Source organism: Deinococcus frigens DSM 12807, from assembly GCF_000701425.1.
In the GTDB taxonomy this organism is placed as follows: Bacteria; Deinococcota; Deinococci; order Deinococcales; family Deinococcaceae; genus Deinococcus; species Deinococcus frigens.
In genome coordinates this window covers 81,057-101,105 of the sequence record NZ_JNIW01000005.1, presented here as the reverse complement: position 1 = coordinate 101,105, position 20,049 = coordinate 81,057, and the positions used below count along the sequence as shown (strand labels likewise).

Here is a 20,049-nt window from a genome sequence, read left to right as displayed (position 1 = left end):
CTGGGAGGATAGAAATCTAGCCGCGCACGCAGCGGTACAGCTTCACACTCCGCGCCTTGAGGGTGGTCTCGTCGCCGGTCCTGACCTGCTCCTCAGCCGCGTCGTCGGCAGTGTCCAGCAGCAGTTCCCAGGCCTCGCAACTGTCCAGATCGGGCAGGCGGAAGGGCAGATCGACGTAGGAACTGCTCAGCAGCAGCAGCAGGTCGTCGTCGTGCAGCGGGTTGCCCTCGGCGTCCACGTCGTCCAGGCCATCGCCGTCCAGAAACAGGCCCAAACTCTGGGTCTGGTCGTTGCTCCAGTCGGCGTCAGTCATGGTCTGCCCGTCGAAACGCAGCCACACCAGATCCTGAATGTCCTCGCCCCGGATGGTCCGCCCGGAAAAGAACTTGCGGCGGTGTAGGGACGGGTGCGCCTTGCGGAGGGCGATCACCTTTTTAGTAAAGGCCAGCAGCTCCTCGTCCACGTTGGCCCAGTCGTACCAGCTAATCTCGTTGTCCTGGCAGTAGGCGTTGTTGTTGCCGTCCTGGGTGCGCCCGATCTCGTCGCCGCCCAGGATCATTGGGGTGCCCTGGCCCAGCAGCAACGTGGCCAGAAAGTTGCGCTGCTGCTGAGAACGCAGGGCATTGATGGCCGCGTCGTCGGTCTCGCCCTCCACGCCGCAGTTCCAACTGATGTTGTGGTTGTGGCCGTCGTTGTTGCCCTCGCCGTTGGAGTCGTTGTGCCTATGTTCGTAGGTCACGCTGTCGCGCAGGGTAAAGCCGTCGTGGGCGGTCACGAAGTTGATACTGGCGTAGGGCGCGCGTCCGTCGTTCTGGTACAGATCGCTGCTGCCCGTCAGGCGGTAACCGATCTCGGAGGCCAGGCCGCCCTCGCCCTTCCAGAAAGCGCGCATGTCGTCGCGGTAGATGCCGTTCCACTCGGCCCAGTTGACCGGGAAGTTGCCCACCTGATAGCCGCCCTCGCCCACGTCCCACGGCTCGGCGATCAGCTTGACCTGAGAAATAATCGGGTCCTGGTGGATGATGGTGAAGAAGCCCGACAGTTGATCAACCTCATGCAGCCCGCGCGCCAGCGTGGAGGCCAAATCGAAGCGGAAGCCGTCCACGCGCATCTCGGTGACCCAGTAGCGCAGCGAGTCCATGATCAGTTGCAGCGTCTGCGGGTGGCGCACGTTCAGGCTGTTGCCGGTGCCGGTGTAGTCGAAGTAAAAGCGCGGGTTCTCGGCCACCAGCCGGTAATAGGTGGGGTTGTCGATGCCCTTGAAGCTCAATGTTGGCCCCATGTGGTTGCCCTCGGCGGTGTGGTTGTACACCACGTCCAGAATCACCTCGATTCCGGCGTCGTGCAGGGCGCGCATCATGTTCTTGAATTCGGCCACCGCGCCCGCCGGGTTGCCCTTACGGGCCTCGGCGGAATAGCGCACGTCTGGAGCGAAAAAGGACAGCGTGCTATAGCCCCAGTAGTTGGTCAGGCCCTTATCCAGCAAAAAGGGATCGTCCAGATGCTGATGCACCGGCAGGAACTCGATGGCGGTGATGCCCAGTTCCTTGAGGTAATCCAGCATCGGCCCCGTCGCCACGCCCGCGTAGGTGCCGCGCAGGGCCTCGGGAATGTCCGGGTGGGTCATGGTCAGGCCCTTGACGTGGGCCTCGTAGATCACCGACTGGTGAAAAGGGACGTTGGGTTTGGTGTCGCCCACCCAGTTGAACACCGGATCGATGACCACGCCCAGCGGTGCGCCGCGCTGTTCCCCGGTCTGCATGGTCAGGTCGTCGCCGCCGGGCACGTAGCCGAAGACGCCCCCGGCAAATTCCTCGGTGCCGCTCAGGGCCTTGGCGTAGGGATCGAGCAGAATCACGTTGGGGTTAAAACGCAGCCCCCGCTTGGGCGCGTACTCGCCGTGGACGCGGTAGCCGTAGCGCTGGCCCGGCGCGATGTTGGGCAGGTACCCGTGCCACACGAAGGCGGTCTGCTCGGTCAGGGGAAAGCGGGTCTCGGTACCCACCTCGTCGAACAGGCACAGTTCCACGCCACCGGCGTTCTCGCTGTACAGCGCAAAATTGGTGCCCGTGCCGTCCCAGGTGGCTCCCAGCGGATACGGCGTGCCGGGGCGTATGCGAACGGTGGGGATTGGAGGTCTCTCAGTGGTTGGCATATCGCGTGAAACTCCTTGGCAGGGCGCTGAAATGCGTGTGTGCCGGTTGTTGTCCGGTGGCCACGGGGTCAGGCCCGAAAAGAACAAGAGAATAGGGGAGATGACAGGTTGTTTCCTCTGCCGTCTGACCCCTCGCTGGAAACGCTACCAGATACCACCCTTGTCTTCTGTAGGCCAGGCTGTACCCCTCCTGAAGCCGTCGGTTCAGAACTCCAGCCGTCCGCGCGGCCCGCTCAGTTTTGCCAGTTTCTCAGGGGTCCACAACTCGTAGGCGTACATCGGGTACTGGCGTTTGAAGCGCCCCACCTTGTCCCAGACCTCGCGCGACTCGAAGGGAATCACCATGATCAGCTTGATCACGCTGTCCTCGTAGTCGTAGACGTAGAAGTCGAAGTGGAAGGCCGATTCGTTGCCGCTGTCGCTGAACAGCGGAAAGGCGAAGGGGCGATAGCGCCACGCCTTGTTCTTCTCGCTCAGCAGGGCGGCGGCCACCCGCTTGAGGTTGCTGTCGGGAAAGGTCAGCCGCTCGCCGTCGCGGTCCCTGAACACCGTGTCGGGCGCGGGGGCGTCCAGTTGTACGCGCTTGAGTTCCGGCATGGGCTTGCGCCCCAGTTTGGGGGGCGGTTTGCGTCCGGGGGCGGGTTTGAAGGTGCGTCCGGCTGCGCCCTCCTTCTTCTCGCCTCTGCTGTCCGCGCCACGTTCGCCCGCTGCCCGTTCGCCTGGTCCGCGCCGCGCCGGATTGGTGGTCGCCTTGGCCCCACCGGAGCGCCCCTGGGTCTGGGTTGCCCGGCCTCCGGCTGGCTTGGACGGTCTGGAGCCACTGCTTGCCTTGCCACTGGCTGACTTGCCGCTCCCTGCCCGTTCCACCTCGCTGCCGCGCGAAGTGGTGCGTTCCCTGGCAGGCGTGACTGTGTCCCGCGTCACGCCGCCGCGTCCCTGCGCCGTGTTGCGCCTGGGGGCGTGTCCCCGTGATCCTTTCTTTGGCCCCGTCATGCGGGCAGTCTAACGGCTGGGGCGAAAGATGACAGCCCACTGGCAGCCGGTTTGAGGCTGGGGGCTGGACGATAGACCCTTACCCCACCCCCAGAAATTCCACCTGCACCCCCGACGCCTCCGCCGCCTGCCGGGCGCTGAAGAGCCTGGCCTGGGCCGCCGGGCGCAGCGCGCGTTCGGGACGCTGCCACAGGGCCTGGGCCACCTTGCTGGCGCGGCGGACCAGCAGCACCTCGCCGGGCTGGGCCAGTTCCACCGCCGCCAGCAGGGCCTGGGCGCTGGGCGGCACGTCCGAGAAGGGGTCCAGCGTGACGTGCGCCGTGACCCGTTCATTGCTGCGGCGCAGGCTGACGCGGGCCTCGGTCAGGGCGGGGCGCTGCTCGATCAGCACATCGGCCTGCGCCGAGTTCAGACCCGGCGTACCGCTTCCGCGCCGCGCGTCGTTTGCCAGGTTGTGCGCCGACAGCATGTGCCGCCGCGTGCGCGGGACATAGCCCATCCGCAGCGCCAGGCCCCTTGTCCCGGCCTCGTCCATCACCTCGCGCGCCAGTTCGCCCAGGTGCTGGCCGCCGCGCCCGCGTGCCACGGCGGCGATCACGGCCTGGTTGTCGGTAAAGACGCTCAGGGGTTCGCCCGCCGGGGCCAGGCGCACCGCCTCCAGCACGGCGCGCAACTCCGCCGCGTTGTTGTCGGGGGCTTTCAACTGGCCCTGAAAACGCTGCGCCAGGCTGCCGGGCGTCCGCAAGACCAGTCCCCAGCCGCCCACGCCGGAGCCGTCCGGCAGTTCGTGCCAGCTTGCGTCCACGTAAGCGTGATTCACGGTCCGCCTCCTTCCTGGCGCTCTGCGGCGTTCCATCCCTCTGCCCTGTTCACCGTGAGGAGAAGTTTAGCAACCGGCGACAGGAGGTTCAGTAGTCTGAAGGCGAGAGTCAGGCGGACTGTTGTGTCTCCAGGCGCTGCCTGACCAGCTCCCAGTTGTCCTCGAAATCTGCCATCTGGTCGGCGTTCAGGCGGGTATCGAATGAGGCTGGATTGCGTGGACGCTGCCACGGTATTTTTAGATCTTTTATCCAAGCTCGGTAGCCGGGGGCCAGGATGCCCTGCAAGTCGCGCTTGGTCAGGATGAAGAAACGGTCCTTCTGCCTGGCTTCTGTTGGGGCGCTGGCTTGTGGAGCAAGAGCAACAAAGACATAAATCAAATTGGGCAAGTCTATTTCCTGATCACCGCCATCATCTTGTTTGCCATCAACAACGGTTAGCTTGATCCAGGTATCTGCGCGGGAGGGCCACTGTGTTCCCCGCGCTGTTTTCACCTGTATCGGTACGCTGCGGCACTGTGCATCGGCCACCAGCAGATCAAAAGCGGGAACGTTGCCCGCGAATGGCGTGGCCACCAAATCCAGCTGCCGTCCCAGCTCCGCGCACACCAGAAATTCCCCGATCTGACCAGTCAGCTTGTTGCTCAGTCCACTTGCCATTTCATCCGCCGCCCAGCAATAACCGCAGTGCCTCCGGCAGCCGCACCTTCCACGCCGTTTCGCGGTGAATCCCCTGCGGGTCCGCCTGAAAGCGCAGGCGCTGGCCCATACCCTTTTCCAGCAGCAGGTCGCGCATGGCGTGGGCGTCGTCCCAGTACGCCTGCCGCTGCTCGGGGTGATCGGTGCCCTCCTGGCCGCCAATGTCCAGCCAGACCCTGCCCGCAATGGGCGGGCTGTTCCGCACCCGCCCAAACGCCTCGCCCGCGCAGGCCCAGAACGCCGGACTCATCACGCCCGCGCCGCTAAAGACCTCCGGGCGCGTGAGCAGGGCGTGCAGGCTGATCAGGCCGCCCATGCTGGAGCCGATCAGCGATGTGTGCGCGGCGTCCGGCAGGGTCCGCAGGTTGTCGTCCACCAGCGGCTTAATGGTATGGATCAGGAAGTCCAGGTAATCGTCGCCGCCCCCGCCTCCCTCCACTTCCGGCGGAAATCCGGGATGCCGCACCGGACTGTATTCGTGGTAGCGCCGCTCATTGGCGTTGGGAATGCCGATGGCGATGGCCTCCAGCCCCTCCGCCGCCAGCATGGTCAGCGTCTCGTCGGCCCCCCACTCGCTGATGTTGTAACTGATGGCCGCGTCGAAGACGTTCTGTCCGTCGTGGAAGTAGACCACCGGATAGCGCTTTTCCGGCTGTGATTCATACGATGGGGGCAGCCACGCCAGCACCGTGCGCGCGGCGTGGTTGGCGTCGCCCACGCCCTCCCACTGGAGCAGCGTTCCAGTTACGGTGCTGTCCGGCTGCGCGGCGTAAGGCTGCCAGCTCACGCGTCTGCCCCGGTGCCCATCTCGATCAGATATTCCATCCCTAAACGGTAACCGACAAAGCCCAGGCCGCTGATCTTGCCCCTGCACACCGCCGCCGTCACGGATTTGTGCCGGAACTCCTCGCGGGCGTCCACGTTACTGATATGCACTTCCACCACCGGCAGAGGCTGGCCGGAGATGGCGTCACGCAGGGCGTAGCTGTAATGGGTGAGCGCGCCGGGATTGATCACGATACCCATGAAGCCCTGCTCCTGCGCCTCCTGAATCCACTCCAGAAGCTGGCCCTCGTAGTTGCTCTGGCGGCAGGTGACGGTCTCGCCCAGCTCTGCGCCCCACGCCTCGCACTGGCGCTCTAGGTCCTCGATGGTCTGCGGGCCATAGACGCCCGGTTCACGCAGGCCCAGGCGGTTGAGGTTGGGGCCGTTGAGGATCAGCAGCATGGCAGGAGGGTAGCGCAGGGGATGTGACCGCAGGGCTGCTGGCTCAGTCTGCGTCACCCACCGCCGTCTGCCATTCCCCAAATGCCCCCCGCAAAACGTCTTCTGGCACCCGCGTCAGGTACGGCTGAGCCAGATCACACAGCAGCACGAAGCGCACGCCCTGCGAATCGGCTTTCTTGTCGCGGGCCATGTAGGGCATCACCGCGTCAAAAGTCAGCGGGGGCAGGGGTCTGGGCTGTTGCCACTTGAGAAAAGCCAGCGTGTGCGGCGTCAGGTCCGCGCCGCCCATTGCGCGGGACAGCAGGGCGGCGTAGTGCATCCCGTAGCCCACCGCGTCGCCGTGCGTGACCGCGTGACCCGTGACCGCCTCCAGCGCGTGCGCCAGCGTGTGGCCGAAGTTCAGATACGCCCGCTCGCCCTGCTCGGTCAGGTCACGGGTCACCACTCCGGCCTTGACGGCAATCGCGTCGGCCAGGGTGTCTTCCAGATTCGCGCCGCCGGGCCTGAACTGGGGCGAAAGCACCCGTTCCAGCAAACTGGGATCAGAGATCAATCCGTGCTTGTAGGCCTCGGCAGCGCCCTCGCGGAACACGGCATCCGGCAGCGTTGCCAGCGTGTCGGTGTCGCACCACACGGCCTGCGGGGGATGAAAAGCACCCACCAGATTTTTACCCTCGGGCAGGTTGACGCCGGTTTTGCCGCCCACCGCCGCGTCCACCATGCCCAGCAGGGTGGTGGGCAGCGTGTAAAAGGCCACGCCGCGCAGGTAGCTGGCGGCGGCAAACCCGGCCAGATCGGTGGCCGCGCCGCCGCCCAGGCCCACCACTGCGCCGTCGCGGGGAATGTTGGCGGCGGCCAGTTTGGACAGCACGCCGCTCAAGACCTCCAGCGTCTTGCAGTCGTCGCGGGCCGGAACCTCGATGGTCACCGTGGGGCACAGGCTGGCCTGAACCGTCTCCGCGAACTGAGGGGGGAGGTCTGCCGGATGAATCAGCGCGGTCTGTCCCTGCGGGACTTGCAGGCGGGACAGTAAACCCTCGCCCACCTCCACTCCGTACGGCTGCGCCCCACCGACTTCGATTCGGCGCACCCCTCAGTCCGCCACAGTTTGGGGGGCCTCGGCCCAGGCGTGATAGGCGTCGGACCAGGCCCACAGGCGTTCAATGATCTCCTCCACGATTTCCTCGGAGGGGCGTCCGTCGCTGTGGACATGGATGGTGCCCTCGCGGTACACGCCCTCGCGCTCGTCCATCAGGCTACGGATGCGGCCCAGGGGGTCTTCGGCGCGCAGCAGCGGGCGGTCACTGCGCTTGGTGCGTTGATACACCGTTTCGGGCGTGGCCCACAACACCACCACCGGGCCGCGTTCCAGCAGCGCGTGGCGGTTGTCCTCGTGAATGAATGTGCCGCCGCCCAGGCTGATCACGGCGTGTTCCAGCCGGGACACGCGGCGCACCACCTCGGCCTCGCAGGAGCGGAAATAGCCCTCGCCCTCCTGCTCAAAGACCTCGGGGATGCTCTTGCCCACCACGCGGGTGATCAGCTTGTCGGTGTCCACGAAGTGCAGCGCCAGGGCGCGCGACAGCTCCCAGCCCACACGGCTTTTTCCCGTTCCCATGAAGCCTGCCAGCGCCACCCAGTCGACTGGGCGTTCGATCAGGCCCGTTCCCAACATGGGGGACAGTCTAGAGGACTCGCCTGTGAGCGGGGTAACAAAGGCACGGTCTGGCGACTCAGGCGGAGCGGCCAGCATGGTCCGAAGCTCGTGGTCCACGCATTCGGCCACGCCCGCGAGGACTGGTCCGGAGGGAGATGACGGCGGCGCAGCCTGACCCATACCGGCTAGTATGCCTGCGTGTAGGCCCGCGCCGCCGCCACCCGTTCCTGCAACTCGGTCAGGGTGTCGCCGCCAAATTTTTCCTGAATGGCGTCGGCGATCACCAGGCCGATCACGCATTGCAAGATCACCCCGGCAGCCGGGACGGCGGTGGTGTCGCTGCGCTCGCGGGCCGCGTCGGACGCCTCGTGCGACACGACGTTCACCGTGGGCAGCGGCTTCATCAGCGTGGCAATCGGCTTCATCGCCACCCGCACCACCAGCTCCTCGCCGTTGGTCATGCCCGCTTCCAGGCCGCCCGCGCCGTTGGTGTCGCGGGCGTAGCTGCCGTCCCGGTAATGGATGGCGTCATGCACGCCGCTCCCGGCTTTCACGGCATTGTCGAAGGCCCGCCCAATTTCCACGCCCTTCATGGCCTGCACGCTCAGGCACGCCTGGGCAATGCGCCCGTCCAGCTTGCGGTCCCAGTGGACGAAGCTGCCCAGACCCACCGGCAAGCCCCGGAAGCGCACTTCCAGAATGCCTCCCAGCGTGTCGCCGTCCTTCTTGGCCGCGTCGATGCGCCCCCGCATCATTTCGGCGGCGTCGGCGTCCGGCGTCCGCAGATCGCTGTCCTCGATGGCCTCCAGAGCGTCCCAGCTAAAGTCCTGTTTGGTCTCGATTCCGGCCAGACTGGACACGTAATTCGCGCCCTGAATGCCCAGTTCTTCCAGCAGCTTGAGAGCCACACTGCCCACCGCCACGCGGGCCGCCGTCTCGCGGGCGCTGGCGCGTTCCAGCACGTCGCGCAGGTCCTTGTGGCGGTACTTGATGCCGCCGGTCAGGTCCGCGTGGCCGGGGCGGGCGTCGGTCAAGGCCTTCTTGCGCGGCTCGCCGCCCGGCTCCGGCGACATGATCTCGGTCCAGTTGCGGTGATCCCTGTTCTCAATGACCAGCGCAATCGGCGCTCCGGTGGTCCGCCCCGCCCGCACGCCGGACAGGATCGCGGCCTCGTCGGTTTCAATCACCATACGCCGCCCGCGTCCGTAGCCGCCTTGCCGCCGCCGCAGCCACGGGTCGATGTCGCCCTTGCCCAGCGGCAGCCCCGACGGCACCCCCTCGATGATGGCCGTCAGTTGCGGCCCGTGCGATTCTCCAGCGGTCAGATACCTCATATCGGTGACTGTAGCGCCCCCCAGGCGCGCATCCGTCGGCCATGCCCAAACAGGGGAGGGCAGGGAAGTGGTCAATAGAAAAGCCCCCCTCCAGTCGTGGGAGGGGGGCAGCGGATTGGTGGTTTGACGTTATACGGAATCCGATTGGAAGGTGTTGGAAACACCTGGAAATCCGAGGGGGCGTCCAAGCGTCCTCATGGGCGCTGCTCTGGACAAGACAGCGAGCAGGAGAAAAACGGGTCTCGGACGTGACGTGGATGAATCGGCGCTGTCCAGATTCATGCCCGACTCATCCACGAAACAAACGGGGTCCGTATTACTTGACGATGTTCCCGGTGATCACCACCAGCAGTTGGGTCTGCTCTTTCTTGGTGGTCTCCTTGCCGAACAGGCCGCCGATCACGGGAAGGCTGGACAGAAACGGCACGCCGTCGTTGTTGCGGGTTTCCTTGGTCTTCAGCAGGCCACTCAGGAGCAACGTTTCGCCGCTCTTGAAGGTCAGCGTGGTCTGGGCCTCGCTGTTGGCGAACTGGAGCAGGTTCGGCAACGTGGAGGCGGTGATGGGGGTGGTCAGATCGTTGACCTGGCCGCGCACGCGCATGGTAATAGAGCCGTCCGGGGCCACCTGCGGGCTGTAGAAATCCAGGTTGACGCCGTAGTCGATCTGTTTCTGGATACCGGGCACGTTGGCCGCCGCCGAGGGAATGTTGAGTTCCAGCCGTCCGCCGGACTTGACGCTGGCCGCCGCCGTGGCCGAGGCGTTCTGGGTCTGGCCCTCGCTGCTCAGGGAACGCTGACCGCTCTGCATGGTGATCGCGCCGTCGTAGACGCTCTTGGACAGGCCCTGGTTTTGCAGGGTGTTCAGCGTCGCGCCCAGGTTGAAGCCCATCAGGCTCTGGGTGGGGTTGAAGGCCGCGCCCAGGCCACCGCTGCCCGCCGAGACCTGGAAGCCGCCGAAACCGATCTTCCAGTCCATGCCCAGGCTGCGGGCCGCCGTCTCGGTGATTTCTTGAATACGGACCTGCACGTTGATCTGCGGCACCTTCTGGTCCAGTTGCGGGATCAGCTCGGCGATCTGTGCCACTTGATCCAGCGTACCGCGCACGATGAGGGTGTTGGTGCGCTTGTCGGCGATGATGGTGGGGGGCTGGGCCGCTGCGGTGGCCGCGCTGTCCGCCGGAGCAGCGCCCGTGGTCTGGGGTTGCAGCGGCACGTTGGCGAGTGGACCGCTGGTGTAGGGCTGCCCGGTGACCGGGCTGATCAGCGTGGCGTTGGAGACCAGATTGGTGGAGGTCACGTCCCGCGACAGGGTGCCTTCCAGGGTGGCCTTGACCTCCTCGGCGCTGGCGTTGACCAGCGTGAAGACCTGCTGCACGGTGCTGGCGGCCACCGGCGCGGCCACATCCACCTGATCCAGCAGGGCCAGCGCGGCGTTCACTTGGTCCTGCGGGCCGCTGATCACCAGCCGCTCGGTGGTGCCCACGGGCGTGACTTTCAGGCCCGGATACTGCGCGGCCAGGAACCTGGTCACGTCGTCGGACTTGCCCCTGGCAGCGTAGACCTGGACCCCCGACTTGGGGTCCGGTGCGGCGCTCACGGGGCGGTCTACCTGCGCCAGCAGTTTAAGGGCCTCGCTGAGCTGGTCCTCTGGACCGCTGACGACCACCTGCCCGGTGCTGCCCACCGGCGAGACGTTCAGCCCCGGATACTGCCTGCCCAGCAGGTCCACCACGTCCTCCTGGCGGCCATTGACGCTGTACACGCGCTGGGCGACGGGGATGGCGGCAGGCTTGGCTGCGGCTGGGGCGGGCTGATCTACCTCGGCCAGCAGCTTGAGGGCCGCGTCCAGATCAGGCTGAGGTCCGGTGATGACCACACGGGCAGTCTGGCCGATGGGAGTTGCCTTGAGGGCAGGAAACTGACTTTGGAGAATTGCTCCTACATCAACCGGACTACTCTTGGTGGTGTAAATCGTCTGTCCCTGAGCGGTGGTGGAAGCAGCCGACTTGGGAATGTCGATGGTGGAGATGAAGCTGCGGACCTTGTCGGTCTGTTCGCTGGTGCCGCCCACGATCAGGCGGTTGTTCTCGGTGTCGGCAAGAATTTTCAAGGTGTCGGGTAATCTGTATCCAGCAAAAAGTTTGCGCGTGCGCTTGTTTCCATCGTTATCAATGTAATCTTCATCATTGTAGGCTGCTTCACCGAAGAACTCCGTAGCCTTCTCACGGGCCGCAGCAGCAGTGGTGTACCTCAGGACGACGGAGAGCTGACGAGGGCGCTGGCTGATTCTTAAGATGTTGCCACCACCCAGCTTGATGACCTCGTAATTCAGTTCGTAGACGTCCATCAACAGGGGCCAGACTTCATTGAACGGTTTACCGACGAAATTATGGACCACGGGTTTGGCCGCCAGCTCCTGCGGTTTGCCGATGGGCGAGGCATAGGCAATCAGAGCGTTCGGAGCACCTTGAGGAACATTGGCCACGGGTGCCGCACCAGCGCTGGCGGTTGCCGAGGTAACGATTTCACCGTTGATCAGTGCGAGCGCGTCAACATTGAAGTTGAAGACCACTTCATAGCCTGCGCTGGTGGCAATACCTGCCAGCAGCGTCGAGAGAGGGCCAACGTACGTCCCCATGTTGACCGTGATGCGGGCATTGGTGAGATTGGGATCTCGTGCGGCGCTTCTCACGGTACTGATCTCCGTTGACGAGCTTTCCTGAAACGGAGTCGTGCTGGGAGTGCCAGCCCTGAGAGGGGCGGCGGGGATATTTTGCGCGGCGGCCATGCCAAGTGTGGCGGTCAGCAGGAGGGCGTAACGGTTCATCATGGTTTGGCTCACCTTTGGTCCAGTTCGAGAATTTTGAGGTCATTGCCCAGGCTCAGCACGGCGGTGGTGGCGTTCACTTCCCTGACCCTGACCTGAGAATCGGGCAGGGTCTGGCCCACGGCGACGACCGCGTAGCCGTCCTGGCCCCGGAAGATGGCGGTGTTGATGGGACCGAGCACGGCGGCATTGAATACCAGTTGCCGTTTCTGCACGAACTGATCGAGCTGACTGGCGGCGGCCTGCGCCCCGTCCCCTGCGCCCGCGCCCTGGCCCAGCGAGGCGATGACCTGCGGGGTGCCGGGAACGGGGGTGGCGGTCGCCATTGTGTCTGAGCCGATGCGGCTGCCAGCGCCGTTCGCGGTGCCGGGCGCTGCCCCGGATGGCGTGACGGAAACGCGGGTCACGCTGGGCACGTTCATTCCGGCGATGGGCGGCACGATAGGCTTGGGCGGCTCGGGCGCGGTGATGACCACGCCGCCCTGTGGGCTGGCCAGTGCAGTGGGCTGTGTATTGGTCTGGGCCGGGTTGCCTATGCCGCTGGGGTTCCTGGAGGCGGCTGTGCTGGAACCCGTGGTCCCGCTGCCACCGAGCACGGTCACGCCAGAATCGCCGCTGGTTCCGGAGATGGTGCGGCCCGGCGCGCTGCCAGACACCGTGTTACCAGACACCGTGTTGCCAACTCCAGTGCTGTCATCCACCGTGTTGCCACTGCCGCCGGGGATGGCGTTGCCGGACGTGACGCCGCTACCTGGGCTGTCCAGGCCAGCGCCGGAGCGGCCCCCGCTGGGATTGCCCAGGCCGGTGCTGTCCGCGCCGGGAAGGGTGGGCAGGCCGCTCAGGCTGCCCGATGAGACGCCGGTGCTGCTGCCCGCGCCGGGAACCGGGCTGATCGCCAGCGGTGCGGCATTGCTGGGGGTGATCGGCGTGGTCTGTACGCTGCCGCCGGGGGTGCTGGCCTGGAAACCAAACTGGGTGTTGGACTGGGTGTTGGATGGTGAGCCGCTGCCTGTCAGGCCCGACGTGGAAGCCGCAGCAGACCTGTCCTGGACGCTGCTGCGGTCCAGCGATAGGGGCCGGAAGGGATTGTTGCGCGGCACGCTGGCAACGCTGGCCTGGGGGTTGATGCCGGCGGGGGTGGCCGCGCTGCCCTGTCTGCTGGGCACCTCAGGGGTGGGGAAGGGCGGAATGACTTCAATGTCCACGGGCCGATTGGGCTGCACGGCCAGCGCGCCCGCATTGCCTGCATTGCCCGTAGCCGTGCCGTTTGGACCGCTCACGCCGGACAGCGGCGCGTCCGGCGTGAGGGGAACCGTATCCTGCCCCGTTCCTGCGCCTGCGGCCAGACCCGCTCCGGCGGTGCCCGTCGCAGATGGGCCAGTTTCCGCAGTGGCAGTTGCCGCCGTTCCTGTTCCCGCGCCGTCGGCTGCCGCGCTGCCTGGCTCAGTCCTGCTGTCGCCTGTAGTGGGCGTGCCGCTGGCTGCGCCGTCACTGCTGGCCGACGTGCTGCCGCTGGGGACTGTGCTGCTGGGGACTGTGCCGCTGGGGACTGTGCCGCTGGGGACCGTGCCTGCCCCAGGGTCAGGATCAGGAGCGGTGTCGCCGGTGCTGGGGAATGCGCCCGCCTCCCTGCCGGTCTCGCCGGTCCCTGCGCTGGAAGGCGCTGCGCCTGACGTGGCCAGGGCCGCCACGCTCCGGTTGTTGGTCCAGACGTACCACGCGCCGAGCAGCGCCACCAGCAGCAGCAACAGCAGCAGCAGTTTCATTTCGCGGGAGAGTTTGAGGGGCGCGCGGGTCACTGGGTTCCTCCTGGGGCGCTGGGGGCCGCTTCCGGCGCTTGTGGGGTGCCGCCCTCTGCCTGCGCGCTGGCCTGGGCCGGGTCGAAGGTGTAGACGGTCAGGCCCAGGGTGCCCTGTAATTCGGGATCGAAGCTGGTCGCAGCAGGCAGTTGCAGCGCCACGTTGTTGACGGTGGTAAAGCGTCCGGCGGTCTCCACGGCGCGCAGGGTCTCAAATATCTGGGCAAACTTGCCGGACACGCCCAGGCTCAGGCCGATGGGCCGTACGCCGCCGGGCAGCCCACTGTCCGCCCCGCCCCCCTGTACCGCAAAGGTGTTCAGGGTGGCCCCGGTGGCCGCCGTGGTGCGGCGCAGCCCATCGAGAACCGCGCCGAAGTTGGCGGCCTGGGGCAGGGCGGTCACGAATTCCTGCTGATCGGTCCGCAGCCTAGCGACGCTCTCGCGCAGCGCGGGCAGGCGCTGAGCCGCAGCGCGCATGGTGTCCACGCGGGTTTGCAGCGGCTCGGCCTGACTTTGCAGCTCCGTGATCTGCTGCTGCCGTGGCTGGAAGCGCAGCACGAACCACAGCGCCAGCACCAGCAGGCACACGGCCAGCACGATCAGGAACAGATTTCTGGGAGAGAGTTTAGTTGACACGGCCCGCTCCTTGTGCCGGCGCGGCTGCCGGTGCAGGTTGCGCCGCCGCTGGCGTTTCGTTGTCCGCTGGCGTTCCAGTGTCCGCTGGCAGCGCGCCCACGATCCCGACGCTGGCCGTGAAGGTGTACGACTTGCTGGCACCGGCTGCGCCGCCTGACCCCTCGTCCTGCGCGCCGTTTTGCAGGGACTTGAAGTTCACGCCGAAATTGGGGTTGTCCTCGTACAGGTTCAGGAAGTTCACCACGGCCTGCTGGCTGCGCGCGGTGCCGCTCAGGTCGATCTCGCGCGTGACCGCCTTGCCCATATAGATGCCGCCTCCCTGCAAGGTGCTCAGGTTGCCCGCGCCCAGCGTGCGGATGGTCAGCGTGTTGATCGCCACGCTGCCGTCGCCCGGAAGTTGTGAGGTGAAGGCGGCCAGATCGTTGGTCCAGTAGCTCTTGCCTGCCCGGAGCTGCCCGGCAATGGCCGTGACCTGTTCCAGCGCACGGGCCTCTGCCGTCAGGGTGTCAAACTCCCGCTTGGCCGGGGTCAGCGCCGCAATCTCGCCGTTCAGGGCGTCCAGGGCGCGGTTCAGGTCGCCCACGCGGGTGGCGGTGATCACCTCGGGAATTAAAATAGCCGCCGCCGTCAGCGGAATCAGGGCGAAGGTGGCGTAGCGCCACGCGCTGGGGGCCGCTTGCATGCGGTACTGCGCGGGCAGCAGGTTGATTTCAACCACGGCCAGCCACCCCCCGCAGCGCCAGCCCCAGCGGCACCGTGAACTCGGGCGCGTTGGTCTGGAGGTAGCCGGGGTCCATCCCCGCCTGATCGATCTGCACGGTCAGCCACGGGCTGGCGATTTCCACCCGGAAGCCCAGCGCGTCGCTGATGGCCGCCGCCAGGCCGCGCAGTTTCGCGCCGCCCCCGGCCAGAAAGGTCCGGTCGATGACCACGTCGCCGCTCTGGACGCGGTAGAACTCCAGCGAGCGGCGGATCTCGGTGACCAGGTCGCCCAGCACCGGGCGCACCACCTCGAACACGTGCGCCGGGCTGTACTGTTCGCGGGCCATGTCGAAGTTCAGCAGGTCCTCCTCGTCCTCGGTGGGGGTGGTCGCCGTGGCGTAGCCCAGCTTGACGTCCTCGGCGGTGCTGAAGTCCAGACCAAAGGCTTTTTGCAGTGCGGTGGTGAAGTCGTCGGCGGACACGTTGACGTTGCGCGCCATCAGCACGCGGTCGCCGCGCACCAGACTGATCACCGAACTGCTCGCGCCGATCTCCAGCACGAGCGCGACCTCGCCGGATTCGGTGAAGTTGGTGCCGGTCAGCGTCCTTTTGGTCAGGTGTTCGCCCAGCAGGTTGCCGCGCAGGGCGCGCAGGGCCGCGAAGCTCTTGAGGTCGATCACGGTGGGTTCCAGCCCCGCCAGCCGCAGCACCTCGATCTGCCGGACCACCGCCTCGGTAGGTGCGGCGGCGATCACCACTTCCAGTTGCCCGTTCTCGGGGATGGTGGCCGGATCGTCCAGAACGTCGAAATCCAGGCTCACGTCGTCAATCGGGTACGGGATGTAGCGCTCGGCCTCCCACTTGATGGCTTCCTGAAGGTCCTTGCGGTCCATCTTGGGCACCATGATGTTGCGCGTGACCGCTGACTGGTTGGGCACGGCGGTCACGGCATAGCGCGTGGTGATGCGGTGTTCGGCCAGCAGGTGACGCAGCTCGGTGGCCACCGCCTGGGGTTCGACGACCAGACCGTTCTGCATGCTGCCGATGGGCGTGGGCGTCATCACGGCGTGCAGCAGCGAGGGCGGCGAACCGGCCCGCAGCGACACCACCTTGATGGCGCTGGTCCCGATTTCCACGCCGAGCGCGGCAGGCCGTGGACTGAGCAGACGTTGTACGAAACTAGACATTCTCCCTCCAGATCAGGGTGGGTTTTACCAGGCACTTATCTGGCGGGAGCTGTTCCAGACGGGAAAAAGAGGCGAAAAGCGGTGGACCGGACGACCAGGGGCTGTGGCCACCATCGGCCCCCCATGCAACCATTCCGGCGCTTACCGAACTCTGACACGGCAAAACGCGGGTACGTCGGGCGGCTGCCGCTCCAGCCAGGGCATCCGGCAGCCGCCTTGCCACCCTCTGGGCAGGAACAGGGGGGGTCACCGGAAAACATCTCTTCTAAGAAGTGTGTGAGGATGTCCTGAGCGAAAAGTGCACGCCCCCAGGCGAACTGGCCTGCGGGACGAAGTGGCCCAGAAATCGTCTGCCGCCATTCATGTTGCCCACCTGACAGACAGGTGTGAACGGTCACGGCTGGACATTTTCAATCCAGTTTGAACGCCTCTCATGACCGTTCCCGCAGGTCCATCCCGAACACTCGGATCTGACCCAGCGGGCTGACCGTCACCACATCGCTTCCCACCAGTCCGACGCCTCCCGGCCCGTGCGCCGCGCGGCCCACCACGCCGCCCGCCGCGTCCAGCCGCTCCAGGGTGCCGTTCGCCAGGCGGTAGCTGCCGAAGTCGGCCATGACGCCGGGAACGTCCGCTGATCTCGCGCCGCTGGGGGTGGCCCGCAGATACACCCCCGCGCCGCTTTCCAGCACCGCGCCGTCCGTCACCCGGATCAGTTTGCCGCCCAGCAGCACGTAATCCTGGCCGCCCCCGCCCGTGATGGCAGCCGACGGAGCACCGATCACGCCCCGGACCGCCACGCCTGCATAGTTCACGGCGGTGCCGTCCTCGCGGTAGGCGCGGGTGCCACTCAGGGCCACCACCCGGCCCACCGCCACCGTCTGCGCGGCACGGTCCAGCGTGATCACCGCGCCCAGGCCCGGAATGGCGGCCCAGGCGTCGCCGCCGTTCCAGCCCACGTCCACCGCTGGGGGCAGCTTGGGGCAGCTCACGCGGTATGACGGCGCACGCGCCACGCAGGCCCGCCCGCTCGCCACCCAGGCCACGCCCTCGCGGGAAAAGGCTGCCCGGAAACCGGGGTCAGCGGGCGTGGCGACAGGAGGCGGCCGAGTGGGCTGAGGCTGCGTCGGGGCCGGGGCGCAGGCCACCAGCGGCAGCAGTCCCAAAGACAGGGTGAGGAAGCGGCGCATGGAAACCATTGTTCCCGGCGTTAGGCTCAGGCACATGAGGCAGCCCATCACCGTCTTTGCCCGGACCCGCGATCAGTTCGACAGCGCGCGCCTGAGCTACCAGCGCCCGGACATCGCCTTTTTCTCGGCGGGCGCGTGTCAGATCCTGGCCTTCGCGTTTCTGGACACCTATCCGCAGGCGGGCTACCGGCCCCGCTTTATCTACCCCACCCCCGGCTTCGACGGCAGCCATGTCTACGTGACCGACGGCACCACTGCCTTTGACGCCCAGGGTTACGTGTCCGAGGCCGGGTTGCTGCGCCGCCACCACGCCGCCTACGCCCCGTACTGGCAGGGCGGGGTGGCCGACATCACCGTGCCAATGGCCGAGTTCTGCGCGGAGAACGATCACGCCGCCCCCGGTTATTTCCCACCGGGCGCGTGGGAGCGGGCGCTGACGTACCTAGATCAGTTTCCAGCGCCATCGTCCCTGGTCCCGTCCCGCAACTGAAGCAGGGCGTCCACCACCACGTCCAGCCCCACGCCCGCCTGCGCCCGCTGCTCAGGTGTCCACGAGATGCCCCGGCTGGCCTTGACCAGCACCACGTCGCCGTCCCTGACTTCCTCGAGCAGAGCGGCAGTCAGTTCCGGCACGGTGGCAAACGCCCGCTCGCCCAGTTCGGCGGCGAACGCGCCCACGCCGTAGGTCAGGTCCGCCTTGGCCCGTGCCTCCTGGCCCACCTGCGCGTGCAATCGGCGCTCGGTTTCGCCCAGTTCCAGCATGCGCCCCAGCACGCTGATGCGGCGGCCTGGCAGACCGTGCAGGGCGTCCAGCGCGGCAGAAACAGCCACCGGCGAGGCGTTGTAGGCGTCGTCGATGACCGTGAAACGCCCCGTATGGACCCGGTAGCGGCCCCCCGGCACGCTGACGGCGGAAAGTCTCGCCGCCGCTTGCGTCAAATCCAGACCCGCTTCCCGCGCCAGCAGCAGCCCCAGCACGGCGGCCTCGGCTTGCACGCGGGCAGCGAGGGGCAGATGGACCTCCACACCCTCGAAGGTGAAGTGTGCGCCCTGCGGAGTGACCTCCAGACTTTGCCCGGCGTGCGTCACGTCCCCGAAGCCGTACCCCTCCACGCCCGGATACTGTGTTTCTGGATAGAACGGCGCAGCCTGCGCGCCCACCAGCCCACGTGCCCGCCCTAAAATCTTGCCCTTCTCGCGCACGATGTTCTCGATGCTGCCCAGCCCCTCCAGATGCGCCGGGCCAATCGCCGTGATCACGCCCACGTCCGGGCGCACCAGTTCCACCAGTTCGGCCATCTCGCCCAGGCGGTCAATCCCCATCTCCACCACCAGCGGGCGCGCGGAGGCCCCGAACTCGATCAGAAAGCAGGCGATGGCGGGCTGGGTGTTGAACACCGGCATGAAGTGGGCGTCCAGCGCCGCTGCCGCATACGCCTTGGCGGTGGTCTTGCCCGCGCTGCCGGTGATGCCGATGACCCGCCCATTCCTCGCCCGCTCGGCCTGCGCCCAGGTTCGCAGGGCGGCCCAGGCGTCGTCCACCCGCACGGCGCGCGCCGCGTCCAGATCGGTAAGAACGAAGGGTGCGCCCGCCGCCAGCGCCGCCTCCACGAAGCGGTTGCCGTGCATCGTCTCGCCGGGCAGGGCGACAAAGGCCACGTCGGGTCCGGCCTCGCGCGAATCCCAGGTCAGGCGCGCGGCGGCTCGGGCCTCCGGGTGAACGGCGGCGGAAAAGGGGAGGGCGGCGTGTGGATCAGGCATCGCCGCCCAGAATATCGGTAGCCTGGTCCGCATGGCTGACCATCATCTGAGTGCCGATCACATCCACACCGTCTGGGACCGGGCGCTGCCGCCTGCGCTGAGCGTGCAGCCCGGCGACACCCTCACCTGCGACACGCTGGACGCCTCGGACGGTGGGATAGCGCGGCGGGTGCTCGGCGGTGAATTGGCGGCTCCCGCCGAACTTGAGGTCCTGATTCGTGCCGACGCTGTGCCGGCCAGGGACGGCCCGCGCGGCCACCCGCTGACTGGTCCGGTCTTCGTGGAGGGTGCGGAGCCTGGCGACGCCCTGAAGATCGACATTCTGGAAGTCCGGCCCGCCGCCTGGGGCTGGACCGCCTGCCGCCCGGACGGAATCGGCCTGCTGGACGCCGTGCTGGCTGGGGAAGGCTTGCAGCCTCACACCCACCTCTGGGATTTGCGGGCGGGGACGCACGCGGATTTTCTGCCCGGCATTCGCCTGCCCCTCGCTCCCTTTCCCGGCGTGATCGGCGTCGCGCCCGGTGCGGACGGCCCGCAGCCCACCGCGCCGCCCCGGCAGGTGGGCGGCAACATGGACATCCGGCAACTGGTGGCGGGCAGCACGCTGTTTTTGCCCATCGAAGTTCCTGGCGCGCTGCTCTCAGTGGGTGACCTGCACGCGGCGCAGGGCGACGGCGAACTGTCGGGAACGGGGATCGAGATGGCCGGGCAGATCACGCTGCGCGTCGGTCTGGAGCGGGGCGCGGGCCTGACCACGCCCGAGTTCATCACGCCCACACACGGCGGCACAAGCTCGCGCTGGCACGCTGCCACCGGCCACGATCCTGACCTGATGGCGGCGGCCCGCATCGCCCTGCGCGCTCTGCTGCGGCGGCTGACGGCACGCGGCCTGAGTCTGGAACAGGCGTATGTGCTGTCCAGCGCGTGCGTGGACCTCAAGATCAGTCAGGTGGTAGACGCGCCGAACTACACGGTCAGCGCCTTTTTGCCGCTGGATATTTTCGTGGAATGATCGAGAACAGGCTCAGGCTGGCAACGCGTACATGATAGGAGCGTCCCCATGCA

General features: G+C 66.8%; 18 protein-coding genes. 2 read left to right on the top strand and 16 right to left on the bottom strand.

Annotated features, from left to right (window positions below):
* Window positions 1-16 precede the first annotated feature (16 nt).
* The 15 genes from glgX to Q322_RS0103255 form a co-directional block, all read right to left on the bottom strand.
* Complete coding sequence (glgX, locus tag Q322_RS0103330) at window positions 17-2,155, bottom strand: glycogen debranching protein GlgX (RefSeq protein ID WP_029475911.1); 2,139 nt, start codon at window positions 2,153-2,155, stop codon at window positions 17-19.
* 204 nt (window positions 2,156-2,359) lie between these two features.
* Window positions 2,360-3,148: a hypothetical protein gene (locus Q322_RS0103325; protein ID WP_029475908.1), complete on the bottom strand. Its 789-nt coding sequence runs from the start codon at window positions 3,146-3,148 to the stop codon at window positions 2,360-2,362.
* A 79-nt stretch (window positions 3,149-3,227) separates the two neighbouring features.
* Complete coding sequence (locus tag Q322_RS0103320) at window positions 3,228-3,968, bottom strand: ribonuclease HI (protein ID WP_029475906.1); 741 nt, start codon at window positions 3,966-3,968, stop codon at window positions 3,228-3,230.
* A 109-nt stretch (window positions 3,969-4,077) separates the two neighbouring features.
* On the bottom strand, window positions 4,078-4,626 hold the full coding sequence (locus Q322_RS0103315; protein ID WP_029475904.1) for a hypothetical protein: 549 nt from the start codon (window positions 4,624-4,626) through the stop codon (window positions 4,078-4,080).
* A 1-nt stretch (window position 4,627) separates the two neighbouring features.
* Window positions 4,628-5,452 (bottom strand): alpha/beta hydrolase, encoded by an 825-nt coding sequence (locus Q322_RS0103310; RefSeq protein WP_029475901.1) that lies wholly within the window; start codon window positions 5,450-5,452, stop codon window positions 4,628-4,630.
* Window positions 5,449-5,892 (bottom strand): type II 3-dehydroquinate dehydratase, encoded by a 444-nt coding sequence (gene aroQ / locus Q322_RS0103305; protein ID WP_029475900.1) that lies wholly within the window; start codon window positions 5,890-5,892, stop codon window positions 5,449-5,451. Before aroQ ends, Q322_RS0103310 begins: the two co-directional genes overlap by 4 nt.
* A gap of 43 nt (window positions 5,893-5,935) precedes the next feature.
* Entirely contained in the window at window positions 5,936-6,982 is a 1,047-nt protein-coding gene (gene aroB / locus Q322_RS0103300) for a 3-dehydroquinate synthase (RefSeq protein WP_029475897.1), read from the bottom strand.
* Window positions 6,983-6,985: 3 nt separating this feature from the next.
* Window positions 6,986-7,645, bottom strand: a complete 660-nt coding sequence (locus Q322_RS0103295) for a shikimate kinase (RefSeq protein WP_162176576.1) — start codon at window positions 7,643-7,645, stop codon at window positions 6,986-6,988.
* A gap of 89 nt (window positions 7,646-7,734) precedes the next feature.
* Window positions 7,735-8,883: a chorismate synthase gene (gene aroC, locus Q322_RS0103290; protein ID WP_029475895.1), complete on the bottom strand. Its 1,149-nt coding sequence runs from the start codon at window positions 8,881-8,883 to the stop codon at window positions 7,735-7,737.
* Window positions 8,884-9,199: 316 nt separating this feature from the next.
* Window positions 9,200-11,575, bottom strand: coding sequence for a secretin N-terminal domain-containing protein (locus Q322_RS21505; RefSeq protein WP_245593118.1), 2,376 nt, complete (start codon window positions 11,573-11,575; stop codon window positions 9,200-9,202).
* A 146-nt stretch (window positions 11,576-11,721) separates the two neighbouring features.
* Window positions 11,722-13,509 (bottom strand): hypothetical protein, encoded by a 1,788-nt coding sequence (locus tag Q322_RS0103275; RefSeq protein WP_029475893.1) that lies wholly within the window; start codon window positions 13,507-13,509, stop codon window positions 11,722-11,724.
* Window positions 13,506-14,144 carry a type 4a pilus biogenesis protein PilO gene (gene pilO, locus Q322_RS0103270; RefSeq protein ID WP_029475892.1) on the bottom strand — a complete coding sequence of 213 codons (639 nt, stop codon included), beginning with the start codon at window positions 14,142-14,144 and terminating at the stop codon, window positions 13,506-13,508. Before pilO ends, Q322_RS0103275 begins: the two co-directional genes overlap by 4 nt.
* Complete coding sequence (locus tag Q322_RS0103265; protein ID WP_029475890.1) at window positions 14,134-14,862, bottom strand: hypothetical protein; 729 nt, start codon at window positions 14,860-14,862, stop codon at window positions 14,134-14,136. Before Q322_RS0103265 ends, pilO begins: the two co-directional genes overlap by 11 nt.
* Complete coding sequence (gene pilM / locus Q322_RS0103260; protein WP_029475889.1) at window positions 14,855-16,033, bottom strand: type IV pilus assembly protein PilM; 1,179 nt, start codon at window positions 16,031-16,033, stop codon at window positions 14,855-14,857. Before pilM ends, Q322_RS0103265 begins: the two co-directional genes overlap by 8 nt.
* A 431-nt stretch (window positions 16,034-16,464) precedes the next feature.
* Entirely contained in the window at window positions 16,465-17,223 is a 759-nt protein-coding gene (locus Q322_RS0103255; RefSeq protein WP_034417429.1) for a hypothetical protein, read from the bottom strand.
* A 34-nt stretch (window positions 17,224-17,257) separates the two neighbouring features.
* Between Q322_RS0103255 and Q322_RS21500 the strand changes: the two genes are divergently transcribed.
* Complete coding sequence (locus Q322_RS21500; protein WP_156952856.1) at window positions 17,258-17,713, top strand: hypothetical protein; 456 nt, start codon at window positions 17,258-17,260, stop codon at window positions 17,711-17,713.
* Here the strand turns inward: Q322_RS21500 and murF are convergent.
* Window positions 17,671-18,984 carry a UDP-N-acetylmuramoyl-tripeptide--D-alanyl-D-alanine ligase gene (gene murF, locus Q322_RS0103245; protein ID WP_029475883.1) on the bottom strand — a complete coding sequence of 438 codons (1,314 nt, stop codon included), beginning with the start codon at window positions 18,982-18,984 and terminating at the stop codon, window positions 17,671-17,673. The two genes, Q322_RS21500 and murF, sit on opposite strands and share 43 nt — an antisense overlap.
* Before the next feature lie 31 nt (window positions 18,985-19,015).
* Between murF and Q322_RS0103240 the strand changes: the two genes are divergently transcribed.
* A complete protein-coding gene (locus Q322_RS0103240; RefSeq protein WP_029475881.1) occupies window positions 19,016-19,996 on the top strand; it encodes an acetamidase/formamidase family protein in 981 nt (326 codons plus the stop codon).
* Window positions 19,997-20,049 lie beyond the last annotated feature (53 nt).